This window comes from Vibrio sp. vnigr-6D03 (assembly GCF_002835515.1).
Classification (GTDB): Bacteria; Pseudomonadota; Gammaproteobacteria; order Enterobacterales; family Vibrionaceae; genus Vibrio; species Vibrio penaeicida.
Window position 1 is genome coordinate 58,220 of the sequence record NZ_PIZL01000031.1, and the last position, 13,794, is coordinate 72,013.

Here is a 13,794-nt window from a genome sequence, read left to right on the forward strand (position 1 = left end):
CAGAATTGTGATGTTGTGGATGCTTTTAGCTGAAAATGAAAGATGTTTGGGGTTTAAGTATCCATCTATCTAATTGATTGGTTTGCTGTTATATTGAAATCGTCTAGTAGGGAAATACTCAATATGAGTCTTTACTCACTTATCAAACAACTTTTCGAGCACCTTTGATTTTTAGAGAGTTCTTATAAACTCAGAGGACTTTTATTTCAGAAAGCATGTGTCGCTCAGAGCACTTTGGTATAGATAAGGAGAACACCTATGATATTCACAACTACTGAGACCATCCCAGGTAAAGAAATTGAATCTGTTGTTGGTGTGGTGACTGGTAATGTTGTCCAGTCTAAGCATATTGGTCGTGACATTATGGCAGGCTTAAAAGGGATCGTTGGCGGAGAGTTAAAAGGGTATACAGAAATGTTGTCTGAATCTCGTGATACGGCGATCGAAAGGCTTGTCCAGCAGGCAAGAGAATTGAATGCAGACGCCATTGTGGGTATTCGCTTTACCACCAGTTCCATTATGGACGGTTCGTCAGAAATCTTGGTTTTCGGCACTGCTGTTAAAATCAAACAGGATTGAATTTGATTTTTATGGAGTATGAGTAACGTTCAACTCAAACTATGAACAGAGCTCGATTCTAAATATTGTAAAGCCAGCTTAAGGTTAAACCTTAAGCTGGCTTTTTTGTTGGGTATATTAACTGCTTATGAGTGTTAGCCCACTGGGCAATGCATCACCGAATACGCGCTTGGACTCGCTCTCTGAGAGTTCTTTTACTTCCTCTACAAGAGAAATCCAAGACTCTGGAACTTTGCTTTGCTTTAGTTTGCTTCGAACTTGCTCTCGGTAATCGTCTGACACATCGAACAGTCGGTCGCCTGTTTTACGGCACATCATAACGACGGCAAAGGCAATCATTTGCTCTTTCTGCCAATTCAGCTCCAATAGTTTAGGTAACCATTGCTCAATTTGTTCTCTTGGAATGGCGTTATGCTGACTGCCGTACAACGGCGTACGAGATGCCAACCTGCCCAGAGCCCACCAGTGCGCTTGCTCGAATTGGTTATGATTCATCGCCTTACTCAAGTACCAAGTCGCGAGCAATACCTTATCTTCAACGTCTAGGTTTTCGAGTGATGCAGAAAGCCTAACCATGGATTCATACCCCATATCTTGAGCGGCTTTTGCCGATTGCGGATTCTTCATCGCGCCGGGGTGAAGGTATTTGGCGATATCCGCCAAGATGGTTTCTTGTTGTTCTTGGCTTAGACCGCCAGCCACTCGGCGCCAAAACACCCACCAGTCCGTCCAGCCTTGGTGGTTTTTGAACTGAATACTTTGCTGATACAGGCTCCATATTTGTTCGATGCGCCAAGAGTCGGTAGGGTCACCAAATCCAGGTCGCATACTGAACCCTGCTAGGCGTAGCCAGTTTTTCTCATGTTGTTCAGAGCGGCGTCGGCGTTTCCGGCCTTGAGAAAAAGCATCGAAAAGTTGGCGAAGTGTGGCGAAATCCCATTCTTCACGTTTGCCTAATTTTCTCTCAAGGTCTTTTGGTAGCGTTTTTATTTCTTTGCCTTCAGCGCTCTTTTTATTGCCACTGTAAATTCGGCTGATTAGCGTTTTGCATTCTTCGAGATTTGGATGGAAGCTGCTGTTCTCTTGATCGTCCGCTTGTTGGTTTCGTACTTCAAACTCGAGCTTCCAGCGCTTGCTGTCGTTTTCAGTGCTGTCGTCTTCTGTGCTAACGCATTCCATCTTAAGCGTTCCGACTTCCGTCAGCTGACAAGCCAGTTGAACTTCAACTCTTTCTTTTTGATTCGCTTGTAGCGTCGCTCCTTCGCTTTCTAACGTTGAAATGTAAGGAGGTAGAGGTGCAAAAATGTCCGGATCGACATCCACCATCATCCCATTTTGTATCGAAGCGTTACTACCCGAATTTGTATTGCCAAACGAATCATGAGTTGAGGTGAGTAGGTTAAATTTGACGGGCTCGCCCAGTGTTAGTGAGAACCGTCGACCACTTAACCGTATCTCGTGACCTTCTTCGGTTCCTTTTGCCAGCAAGCATAAGGCTTTACCCATTTTGTTCTTTTCAGGTAAATGAAGAAAGTAGGAGCGAGCAGCACCACCACCAATTTTAAGCTGTGCGCCTCTTCTGGCTTTGCCAAATGCAACGGCTCCTAATGCCACAGACCAATCTGGATGTGGGTTATCCAGCACCGTGATAGGCGTTCCTTTCCAGTTTTCTAAAAGCTGAGTAATACGCTCGGTAACGAGTTCACTATTGAACACACCACCATTCAGAAGCAAACCAACGGGAATGGCTGGTTTTTCGGTTCCTTCGCCGTTTTCGAGGTATTGGTTGCTTTCGAGGTTTTGGTTACTTTCAAGGTCTTGGTTACTTTCGAGGTTTAGCTTGTTGGCTCTATTTAGCGCCGCATAAGATACTTGCTGGTGCTGGGTAAGAAACTCGGCGATGTGTTTGCTGACAGCAGGATCGGCGACATAAGGCAGGCCAAACTCAACAACAGCGCTTCGCCTTTTATCAGGCACTTCTTCAAATCCGGAAAGCGGAAAAAATCCATCAAGCGCTATTTGATGAACTTCTTGCTTGGAAAGCTGCACACTTTTGGTTCCGCCAAGCAGTTTGGATCCACTGCCAAGCATGGTGATTTTAACTTCGTCTGGTGCGTTTGCTGAGAGTAGGTTCTCTTTCGCCTTACGAGTTTGTTGGATTAGCTTGGTAAGATTCGCTGCATTGAGCTTTTTGGATTGGCTAAACCGCTGTTCGGCAAGATGCGCTAACGCTAAATCGAGGTTATCGCCTCCAAGCATTAAGTGTTCACCAACACCGATGCGATCCAAAGCAAGCTCATCGGAATCAAATTTCGCTTCTATCAAACTCAAATCCGTTGTACCCCCACCGACATCACACACCAGAATCAGTGGTAAGGTTTTGAGCTCCTCAGATGCAGTGTGCTGGTGGCGAGCATACCAGTCGTAGCAGACGGCTTGCGGCTCTTCTAGCAGCACTATTTTGCCTAACCCCGCCTGTTCAGCGGCTTCCAGCGTTAACTTACGAGCCGTTTCATCGAACGATGCAGGAACAGTGACAACAACATCTTGATCTTCGAGTTTATTACTAGGGTGTCGATAGTTCCAAGATTGGCGAATGTGATTTAAGTAGCTCGCACTGGCCGTAACGGGGGAGACTTTTTCGACGTCTGCCGCACCAGCCCAAGGCAGGATCTCGGAGCGGCGATCGACCGCTTGATGAGATAGCCAACTTTTCGCACTCGACACTTGTCTCCCTTCCACTTTCGCTCCGAGCTCTCTCGCCCATTCACCCACAATTACATTGTCGATGTCGCCTTCAGTGCGCACCGATTCCCATGGGAGAATAAGATCGGAGGGAGATATTTGCCCGTCGGCTGGGTGATACCGAAAAGAAGGAAGAAGAGGTTTACGGACGACTTCACCAGGACCGATTAACTGGTCGATATCGAAAAGCGTCACATTGGATTGTTCTAAATTGTCGGTAATTTCACAGAATGCGACGACGGTGTTGGTCGTACCTAAATCGATTCCGACTAGAAAACGAGGAGATGTCATATAACAAAACCTTCTGTTAATTTTAATGAGTCAACAAACCTGAGAAAACGGCACCCATTGGATGCCGTTTTGTTGTTTCTTATTGGTTCGATGAGCCAGTGGACGTTCCGTCTTCACGTACATCGAATTCAACATGCCACTTCTGACCGTTATCTGCTGCGATGGCTTCGAGATATAAGGTGCCCAATTCCGTCACTCTGGACGCCAAAGTGACGGGAACCACTTCGCCTTCTCGTCTGCCGTCCGACACAGGAAGCGTTACTTGAATTTCTGGTAGCTCATCCAATTCTTCTGGTGCCCAGTAATCCAGATGTGTTCCAGCTTGATCTTCACGACGAACGGTAGAACCAAAGAATTGGAAATGAACTGGCTGACCGATGACCAAACCAAATTCTTGGCTTGGTACTTGAACACTGGAACCTTCTTCCATACCGAACGGAGCAACACACAGCGCTTCCATTGGCGGTGCCATACCTGGAATCGCAGGCATTGCGCTTTCGATACCAACATAATAAGACGACGCGATACCACCGCGGATACGAACGCCTTGACCACGACGCACTGCGCCATAGTATGACGCACCACTCGCAACCGCCAAGTCAAGATCGACACCAGTTAAGCGTTTGGCGTATTCAGAATCTGCTTCAATCAGCCATTCGTTAATGGTTTCTTCCAAGCGCTCGGCGAGAAGAGGGGATTTAAGCACGCCACCATTGAACAAAATAACCGATGGCTTAATAAAGTCGGCTGCTTGCTCAGCGTTTCCAGCATCTGGCATACCGGGCATGTTTGCGAAAGGGTTAAAATCTTGAGCAGCGGGTTGCTCAGACGAAGCATCGGTTTGTAGAGCGTTAGCTTGCTTAGAAAGAAACGCGGCAATATGGCGAGTGATGCCCGCATCCTGTGCGTATGGCAAACCCATCTGTGTTAATGCACCGCGAGTTTTCTGAACCGGATGTTCTGTTACCGCCACTTTCGGGAAAAATCCATCAACCAGCGTTTGCTGCACTTCTTGTTGAGTCAGTTCCGTTTTTAATGTCGCGCCCAGTAATTTAGAGCCACGGCTTGGAACAACAATAGGCACCGATTGCAATTCAGCGTCGTTCAGCAGTGCTTCTTTCGCATCACGGCAAGCGTGAGTCATGGCTTGTACTTGCCAAGGCTGAAGCTCTTTTCCTTCTTGCGCCAGCTTCATTTTCAAGCGGTACGCAAGTGCCAAGTCCATGTTGTCGCCACCCAGCAAAATATGCTCACCAACGGCGATACGGTTGAGAGACAAGTTGCCGTCTTCTTGTGTTACTTCAACCAATGAAAGGTCTGTTGTACCACCACCAATATCAACCACAAGAACAATGTCACCTACACTGACTTCGTCACGCCATGCATCGTTACTGTTATCTATCCAGTTATAGAGCGCCGCTTGCGGCTCTTCCAAAAGCGTAAGATGAGCAAATCCGACATTACGAGCTGCTTCTGCTGTAAGGTCTCGCGCTGCCGGATCGAAAGAAGCCGGTACGGTGATGGTCACGTCTTGCTGGGCTAAGGGTTGGTTTGGGTTCGCGTGATCCCAAGCTTCCTTAAGATGTTCAAGGTACAGCTCGGTAGCGCGAAGCGGCGATACTTTTGCCACTTCTTCAGGGCTGCCTGCCGGTAGAAACGCTTCTCTGCGGTTTACCCCGCCATGGCAAAGCCATGATTTAGCACTCGCAATTAAACGGATGGGGGTTTTCGACCCGAGGTTACGTGCAATAGCACCTACAAGCGCTGTTGGCTCTGACGACCAAGGAAGCACGCGTGATGCGGGGTTCATTTCATGATCGTGAGGTTGGTATAAAAATGAGCCGAGCTGGCTGCGATTTTCAACCGTGCCAGGTGCAGTTAGTTGCGGAATGTCCAACACATGAACACGAGCATCTTCATCCGTAATATCGACATAAGACAACACGCAGTGCGTTGTTCCTAAATCGATTCCAACACTGAAAGTGGGGGATGTTTGATTCGAAGGTGAATGATGGTTGTCCATTACAGCTCCACCTCCGCTGGGGCGATAACCGTAGCATCATAGTTTTCTGCCAATTTAGGCAAATTCATTGATTCTGCTTTCCAGCCTTTGTGTACCAAAGTGCCGTTAAATGGAGCGTTACCCGTTACGTTACCGGTTAGGCGTACTTGCTGTGGGTTGAACCCTTCTTCAATGGTGATGCGCGTTTCTTCATCTTCATTGCGTATGTGCGCCAGTGAAACATATTCGTTCAATACTTTTTGGCCACCGGTGTGGATAACACGAGCTGCCGCGCCCACTTCCTCATCGGAGAAAGACGTCAGGTCTTCTTGTAGGAAATCTATCAAGCGCGCTTCTTGTTGCATGATAGAAAGTAACTGCATAGCAGAATCGGTCGACGCAGTGGCGAGTTTGGATTCCACTTCAACCACTTTCTCTATGACTTTTTCTACTTCTACAACTTTTTCTACTTCGACGATTTTCTCGACAGGTTTTTCAACTTCCACGATTTTTTCTACAGGCTTCTCGATCACTTTTTCGATGACTTGCGATCTTCTTCCTACTGCGATTAAAAGTAATAAAACACTGGATGCTGCGAGACCGGTATGCAGCATGTCGAAAGTTTGAGGAACTAAATTGATGTCAAAGTTCATATTGGAATTCTCTGTATAAGCAATAGGCATTCAGGTAATGATAGCGTGTGGTTCATTAGAGACCAGAATACCGAGATATAGCGGAAAAAATTGGGGCGCACTGTAACATATTCAAGGGTGCCGGAAGGAAGAAAAAGGGTGAAAAAGCACGAAAAAAAGCGTGCTTGTTGAATTTTTGCGCTATGCAATACTTTGTTACATATCAAAGTGAGTGCTTCTGAGTTAAAAATATTATTAGAACTTCATTCTGTATATGTGTGTGGTACGATATTCAACCGTATCCAGTTTGCTTCGAGCCTTATAGGGAACGTGTTATCTTGCAGGAAAATGCTTTTTTGCACATAAAGTGTTCTTTTGCAGATAAAATGCTCTTCTAAAGACAAAGCGCTCTTCTGCAGATAATGCTCTTGTGCAAATAAAGAACCGGGCGATAATTGTCCATGGAGATTTTATGCCGCTAAGTGACCAGAGACACAATCAACCCAAAGGCAGTTTCTTACCTTGGTTAACGTTTGGTGTTATCGCTTTTGTGACTCTGTTGTTTGTTTATTTAGCCGCATTAAGCCAACAAAACCATACGTTTCGGTTGTTTGATAATCTCGCCGAGCGGCAAAGCCAAATGCTTAAAGTTCTGGTTGAGAAAGACATTGATTTTATTGGCGCTGCTGCGAATTTTTTCCATTCTGTTGAGTCCGAGGATTGGGGGCAATTCCCCATTTTTGCAGAAGAAATAATTAAAGATTCTTCCAGCTTGATCGGGCTACAGTGGATGCCAAGAGTAAAGGAAGAGAATCTAGCTGATCACCTCAACCATCTTCGTAAACTTGACCCCGATGTAAAGCTTCATACCGTCCCTAAAGACCAGCCAAAAACGTTCGGTTTCATACTACCGAAAGGAGAGGATGCATACATTGTCTCTGACATCTACCCGAGAAGTGAACAAAACAAAAAGCTGATTGGCTTCTATTCGTCTCGGGAACGTTTTCGAGTCATATTGAAAGACATTGTAAAAACCGGTGATTCCAACATCTCAGATAAGATTCGATTGCTGCAAGATGGCGAGGACAAAACGTTGCCTAAAACGGGAATGCTGGCTTACCACCCTGTGTTTTCGCATGAAGACCAAAGTTTACTTGGCGTGATGGTGGGTGTAGTCAGAACCACCCGTTATTTTGAAGATTTGATGCTTAGAACCGCAGCAGAACAAGAGCTCGTGATTCAAGTGAAAGACATTGGGTTCGATGCTGATGACGACCCCATTTTATTTGAAAGTGCAGGATGGGCGGAAACCGAAGGGCTCAAAATTCGAAAGACGATTCGTTTACAAAATCGCGAATGGATATTGAAGTTCAGGCTGATGTCGCCGATGACCGCAAATGATAAATGGACATTGGCCAGTATTGCGTTGTGCGGCTTAGTTGTCGCGTCTTTGGCGGCATTTGTTGTGAACCTAATCTCACGAGAAAAGTACCGCTTAGCACAAAAAGTTGAAGAGCAAACAAGCGAGTTACGATATTTGGTGGACCACGATACCTTAACGGGCGTATACAATCGAAGAGCGTTTAACCAGATGTTTGCGACGGTGATGGAGAAGAATGCTCCGTTTTCCTTAGTCGGCTTTGATATCGACAAATTTAAAGTGATCAATGACAAATATGGTCACGCTGCGGGCGATGCGGCACTCATGCATGTGGCGACCATTATTTCGGAAGAACTCAATGATGGCGACTTCTTTGCTCGGGTTGGAGGTGATGAGTTTTGTATTCTAACGTACGATACCAATGAGGATATTCTTTCGGCGTATGTGAGTCGATTGATTCGTCGTGTTTCGTGTTCTCCCGTCAAGTTTGGTCGCTTGAGCATCGATATTACCCTAAGTGCAGGTGCTAAACCTAGAGCGGGTGAATCGAGCGAGGAGCTAATGAGAGCCGTTGACGCTCTGATGTATTCAAGTAAGCAAGCGGGCAGGAATTGCGTTTCTGTCGGGAATTGTGCGTGAGTTGTTATTTACATGTCGCCAAGTTTTATAGAGCTATGCCGCATAGAGCGTAAAGCACGTATGGAGCCTAGAATTTATAGGTGACTTGGGTATACAATGCCGCCTCGAATATATCTCCCTCAAAAATCTCCTAACGAAAGGTAAAAAATGAACCACAATCGCGTTGTTTGCTTCGATTTGGAAATGTGCTGCTGGAACAAAGATGGCGTCGGCACGACGGGCGAAATCATCGAAATAGGGTTAGCAGAAATCGATTTACACAAAGGTGAAGTGGTGAAAAGAGCACAGTATTATGTGAAACCCGAACATGATGAAGTGTCTCTTTTTTGCAGTGAGCTTACAGGTATTACTCCTCGCAAGATCGAAAAGCAGGGGCGTCCACTGGCTGAGGTGATTCAGTCCATGATTAAGAATTTTGGTGGCGCGAACAAGATTTATGCTTCATGGGGAAGAGATGACCTGATTCTTATGTCGGAATGCAAGGAAAAGGGGATTGACCTGCCTTTTAAAGAGTTTTTAAATCTCGCGACAATTTATCGAATTCAATATCGCTTAAAAGACAAGCGTATTGGTCATAGGGCAGCCCAAGAAGCACGCGGTATCGAATGGGAAGGTAGGCAGCATTCAGGCTTTGTTGATGCCTACAATTTAGCGAAGTTGGCACTGGTTATGCTCTAGGGTCAACAGACCCTAGCAAATGAACCGAATAAAAAGGCACGGCTTCGTGCCTTTTTGCGTTTTGAGTGAAACGGTTTTTTGGCATCGCTATTTTGTTTAGGCGCTACTGCTTTCAATTACGGCATACTACTTTCTATTACGGTATAGCAACCGCTGGCGTTTTATATTTCCCATAAAGGATAAGTGCTAAAGCCGGAATGTTCATCAATAGACCGTACATCAAGGGTACAGTCGCTAAAGCGGGTGATTGCAGTAACGCCAAAGCAATGAACATTCCTGTTCCAGCATTTTGAACGCTGGTTTCTATCATAAGCGTAAGCTGGTTCTTTTCTTCTAACTGCGCTTTGATTGAAACGAAGTAAGAGACGATCATTGCTATAAAGCTCAAACTCAAGCAGATAGCGGCTACCAGCCAGCCTGAATCGAACAATTTATCCCAGTTCACAGCCGTCAGCGCTGCAACCATCGTTAAAAATAAGAGAGTGGACGCCTTGCGAATTCCTTTTTCGTAACGCTGAGCCCAGTTAGGGCATTTTGCTTTTAGCACCATAGCCAGCGCTACAGGGATAACGGTAACCACGATGAGCTGCATTAGCGTTTTTACAATAGGCAGAGTAAGCGCCGTTCCTTGCCCGTCATTTAACAGCGACAATTGGAAGGAAAGTGTAATAGGCAATATAAAAGGCGTAAGAAGGCTGACTATCGCTGTCATGCTAATGGATAATGCGCCATTTCCACCTGCGATATGAGAGATAATGTTAGACGTGGCGCCGCCAGGGCATGCCGCCAAAATGATCAATCCACTCGCGACAATTAGAGGCACAGCTGTAAATAAACCAAACAACCCCAATAGTGCCCACGCCAACAAAGGCAATATTATCAATTGGAGGCATACACCCATTCCAAAGGCTTTGGGGTGCTTGACGACACGGGTGAAATCTTTGATGGTCAAACTGATACCCATCGCAAACATCATCAATGCTAAACAAATTGGCAATGCGACTTGCGAAACCCACTGTGCTAAATCCATATCTTCTCTCTATTCGGTTAGCTGTTGAAAGCAATCAATTCAGGTTCACTTGCTCATAGTTTACGAGCATTTTGTTTTAACTTTCATGAATATCATGGAGTTTTGAGAGCAATATTCCTTATACCGTATTTTAAATACTCCCAGTTTGTATTCCAGCCTATCTATGAAGCCCTAAATAGGCATACATAGGTATAAATAAAAAAAACGAAAATTTTTTCACCCCATTTTTTATCTCGTCCGTTTATAACTTTCATCCAAACACGATTAGTCAAAATAAAGGTTAATCAAATAACGAATAGGACGAACATTATGAAACTCACGAAGAGCTGTATTGCTGTAATAATTGCTTTAGGTTTAGTCACCGCATGCACTGAAAATGCAGGTACGACCCAACAACTAGGTACTTCAAATCAAGCAAACCAAACAGATGAGGTGGCTAGAAACCACAAGGCTCCCGAAGAAGATAAAATGGTCAGTGAGGCGGCAATTGCCGACGCTAGTGCTCCTCAATATGAAATCGCGCAAGAGCATTCGATCTCTTTTGTTGTCCCAAGTAATCGCATGACGAAATCTATGATTGCTCACCCTATGCCCAGCATTGAGCCTTCTCCATTTATTGGTAATAGAGACAACTACCTAGATACCCCCAGTAATGGAGTCAAACAAGTGGCTACTGCACCGCTTTCGACTTTCTCTATCGACGTGGATACAGGTAGCTACGCGAACATAAGAAGCTATATCAATATGGGGCAAAAACCGCCCTCTGATGCAATTCGGGAAGAGGGCTTCATCAACTACTTTGACTACCAATACAACACGCCAAAAAGTAAAAGCCAGCCTTTCTCTCTTCAATCTGAAGTCGCGCCTTCTCCTTGGAATGCAGAACGCCACCTGCTCCGGATTGCTCTAAAAGGCTATGACATTCCTAATTCTGAACGTAAGGCTTCGAATCTAGTTTTCTTAGTGGATGTATCTGGTTCTATGGGAGAGCCCAACAAATTGCCTTTATTGGTACAGAGCTTGTCTTTACTAGTAAAAGAGTTAGGTAGCAATGATAGGGTTAGCCTTGTGACTTATGCTGGTCATTCCTCTGTTGTGCTAGAACCTACAAAAGGGGACAGCAATCAAGCGATTTTAACGGCGCTGAAGCAACTTCAAGCTGGTGGAGGAACCTACGGTGAAAGCGGTATTAAACTGGCTTATCAGCAAGCTCAAAAAGGGTTTATCAAAGGTGGTGTAAATAGAGTGATTCTAGCCACCGACGGCGATTTTAATGTCGGTGTGAGCAATATCAATGACCTTAAAACGATCATTAAAAATGAGAAAGAAAAAGGCATATCTTTAACCACGCTTGGGTTTGGGCGCGGTAACTATAATGACGGTTTAATGGAGCAACTGGCCAATATAGGGGATGGCAACCATGCGTATATCGATACCTTACATGAAGCGAAAAAAGTGCTGTTAAGACAGATGAGTGGCACTTTGCAAAGCATCGCACACGATGTGAAAATTCAGGTGGAGTTTAACCCTAATAACGTGAAAGAGTATCGATTGATTGGGTATCAAAACCGAATGTTAAAGGATGAAGATTTTAACAACGATGCTGTTGATGCAGGCGAAATCGGAGCGGGGCATTCGGTTACCGCGTTGTATGAACTGACACTGACGAACAGCAGGGGGCAAATTGATGACTTGCGATATCAGAAGGACGAACCTGTACAAGTAGTGAAGGCTCACCGTGACGAATTGGTTCAGATAAAAGTTCGATATAAATTACCTCAAGAGAGTGAAAGCGCGCTGGTGCAACAAGTGGTTTTGAAAGAGGACGTTCGTTCTGCTTTTTCTCAAGCGAGCTCAGATTTTCAGTTTGCTACCGCTGTTGCGGCTTTTGCACAAAAACTGAAGGATAATAACTACCTAAATAACGTTAAGTATGATGATATTGCAGGCATTGCTCGCGCTAATCGGGGTGACGACCCGCACAATTATCGAGGGGAATTTGTCAAACTCGTAGAGATGGCACAAAGCCTCTGAATGTAATAATTTGATAGTGTGTTAACGCATTTCATTACGTGGATAGCAGGGATAGATGCAAGACAAAACGGATGAACAGTTGATGGTGATGTTCAGTAAAGGTTATCAACCCGCCTTTGCTGTGCTTTATGCTCGCCATAAAGACCCCCTATATCGATATTTTAAGCGTCAGCTAAAACTTGAGCAGCAGGCAATGGCTGAAGAGTTGTTTCAAGAAGTCTGGTTTAAAGTGATCGATGCTCACGGGAGTTACAAGCCAACAGCAAAGTTCACGACTTGGCTCTATCAAATCGTTCATAATTTGATGGTTGATGTTTATAGAAAGCGTCTTTCTGAAAAGGATTACCTTGCACAGCTAGATGAGGGCAATATCGAGCATATGGACGAAAATGCACTTGCGATACGAAGTAAAAATGCCATTAGAACTTGCATGGACGGGCTTGCCCCGCTTCAGCTAGAAGCGTTTATGTTAAAGCACGAATCTGGTTTTTCTCTGAAGCAGATCTGTGACATTGTCGCGTCTAAACCTGAGACCATCAAAACTCGTCTTCGTTATGCAATGGAAAATTTAAGAGAGTGCCTAACACGTAAATTGGGAGATAGATAATGACGCCACCATTAAACGATGAAGATGTCGTCAAAATGTACAAAGAAAGTGCAACTGAAACGCCCTCTAAAGAGACTGATGACGCCATTTTGGAGTACGCAAAGGCAAGCAGGGTAGTTGATGCAAAGCCGCATTATATCGCTAACTGGAAGCCCATATTTGGTCTTGCTGCGACTATCGTATTCGTTACGCTATTAACCCCATGGAATTGGGTCGAAGAGCCAAATCTTATTCGCGAAGAAATGCAGCTAGAGTCGATTTCTCCTGAGAGCTTCGACGATTCTATGGAAGCACAAACCGATGCGGTACCGACATTTTCAAGCCCGGCTCCCGCAGCTTCTCAGATGAAAGAGCACAAAAGCGTGAAAAGCCATGAAAGAATGATGGCGGATATTCCTGAATTAGAGGCGCAATTGAATCCATTTGCTCAAATAGAGACGCTTGTTCTTGAAGGTAAGAAAGAAGAAGCGACAGAAATGCTGAAAAGGCTTTTGGAGGAAAACCCAGCCCTGGCAGAAACCCTACCAGACCACTTAGCTGAGTTATTACAAAGTGAGTAGAAACGTACGTGCATTCTTTATATGTGTACTTATACAGGTCGATACTTTTTTGAACAATCTGGCTTTAGAGTGAAGAAATACACCTTTCGCCAGTGTGAAAAAGTAAAACTACACCTTTGTGTTTGATATGTATGGATTTTGTTTTTACGAGTAGGATTGTTATATGGAATGCAGCTGGTAGGATATACGGAAAGTATCTGTATAATAAGTTGTTATAGCGCTTTGATAATTCAAGGGTATTAAGGCTCTAGAAAATTGCTGGCTTCAGTTTTTTTAGTTTGATTCCTCAACCAGCATCAAGATGGAAAAGTCGTCGCAATCCAAGTTGCTGCAAGCTTTCAAAATCAATCCGGTTCGCTGAATTATCAAGCTTTGCTCTCGGCTCGTTTCCCTAAATTCTCGACTGAATCGGTGTTTTGGGTTCTGTGGTCTGGTTGCAGAAGGTTTTGTTGGCTAAGATGCAGTTCATTGAATGCAAGCTAAGTGCTTCATTGCCAAGCGAGTTTTTTGTCTGTATCGCTCTAACAAAAGCTTCAAACCGACAAACAACGCGTGGCATTTTTAGTTTGCGGTGAATTTAGTGTTTAAGGCGTAATGCAGCGGCTTGTTTTGTGCG

General features: G+C 44.9%; 10 protein-coding genes. 6 read left to right on the forward strand and 4 right to left on the reverse strand.

Annotation, left to right across the window (positions count from 1 at the left end):
• The first annotated feature begins 258 nt into the window (after nucleotides 1-258).
• Nucleotides 259-579 (forward strand): heavy metal-binding domain-containing protein, encoded by a 321-nt coding sequence (locus CW749_RS22850; protein WP_101114706.1) that lies wholly within the window; start codon nucleotides 259-261, stop codon nucleotides 577-579.
• 117 nt (nucleotides 580-696) lie between these two features.
• Here the strand turns inward: CW749_RS22850 and CW749_RS22855 are convergent, their stop codons facing one another.
• The 3 genes from CW749_RS22855 to CW749_RS22865 all read right to left on the reverse strand — a co-directional run bounded on the left by CW749_RS22855 (nucleotide 697) and on the right by CW749_RS22865 (nucleotide 6,270).
• Nucleotides 697-3,615 (reverse strand): Hsp70 family protein, encoded by a 2,919-nt coding sequence (locus CW749_RS22855; RefSeq protein ID WP_101114707.1) that lies wholly within the window; start codon nucleotides 3,613-3,615, stop codon nucleotides 697-699.
• A 79-nt stretch (nucleotides 3,616-3,694) separates the two neighbouring features.
• Nucleotides 3,695-5,638: an Hsp70 family protein gene (locus CW749_RS22860; protein ID WP_101114708.1), complete on the reverse strand. Its 1,944-nt coding sequence runs from the start codon at nucleotides 5,636-5,638 to the stop codon at nucleotides 3,695-3,697.
• Nucleotides 5,638-6,270 carry a DUF2760 domain-containing protein gene (locus CW749_RS22865; protein WP_101114709.1) on the reverse strand — a complete coding sequence of 211 codons (633 nt, stop codon included), beginning with the start codon at nucleotides 6,268-6,270 and terminating at the stop codon, nucleotides 5,638-5,640. The genes CW749_RS22860 and CW749_RS22865 overlap by 1 nt, the downstream gene beginning before the upstream one ends.
• 451 nt (nucleotides 6,271-6,721) lie before the next feature.
• Between CW749_RS22865 and CW749_RS22870 the strand changes: the two genes are divergently transcribed.
• Together CW749_RS22870 and CW749_RS22875 are read left to right on the forward strand one after the other, a co-directional pair.
• A complete protein-coding gene (locus tag CW749_RS22870; protein WP_101114710.1) occupies nucleotides 6,722-8,269 on the forward strand; it encodes a sensor domain-containing diguanylate cyclase in 1,548 nt (515 codons plus the stop codon).
• A 147-nt stretch (nucleotides 8,270-8,416) separates the two neighbouring features.
• Entirely contained in the window at nucleotides 8,417-8,947 is a 531-nt protein-coding gene (locus tag CW749_RS22875) for a 3'-5' exonuclease (protein ID WP_101114711.1), read from the forward strand.
• Nucleotides 8,948-9,083: 136 nt separating this feature from the next.
• Here CW749_RS22875 and CW749_RS22880 read toward each other — a convergent pair whose 3' ends face one another.
• Nucleotides 9,084-9,977, reverse strand: coding sequence for a bile acid:sodium symporter family protein (locus CW749_RS22880; protein ID WP_101114712.1), 894 nt, complete (start codon nucleotides 9,975-9,977; stop codon nucleotides 9,084-9,086).
• Nucleotides 9,978-10,286: 309 nt separating this feature from the next.
• On the opposite strand from CW749_RS22880, the gene CW749_RS22885 reads away from it, so the two are divergent.
• The 3 genes from CW749_RS22885 to CW749_RS22895 are packed head-to-tail and all read left to right on the forward strand — an operon-like array spanning nucleotide 10,287 to nucleotide 13,178.
• Nucleotides 10,287-12,011, forward strand: a complete 1,725-nt coding sequence (locus CW749_RS22885) for a VWA domain-containing protein (protein WP_101114713.1) — start codon at nucleotides 10,287-10,289, stop codon at nucleotides 12,009-12,011.
• A gap of 55 nt (nucleotides 12,012-12,066) precedes the next feature.
• Nucleotides 12,067-12,618: a sigma-70 family RNA polymerase sigma factor gene (locus tag CW749_RS22890; protein ID WP_101114714.1), complete on the forward strand. Its 552-nt coding sequence runs from the start codon at nucleotides 12,067-12,069 to the stop codon at nucleotides 12,616-12,618.
• Nucleotides 12,618-13,178: a hypothetical protein gene (locus CW749_RS22895; RefSeq protein WP_101114715.1), complete on the forward strand. Its 561-nt coding sequence runs from the start codon at nucleotides 12,618-12,620 to the stop codon at nucleotides 13,176-13,178. The genes CW749_RS22890 and CW749_RS22895 overlap by 1 nt, the downstream gene beginning before the upstream one ends.
• Nucleotides 13,179-13,794 lie beyond the last annotated feature (616 nt).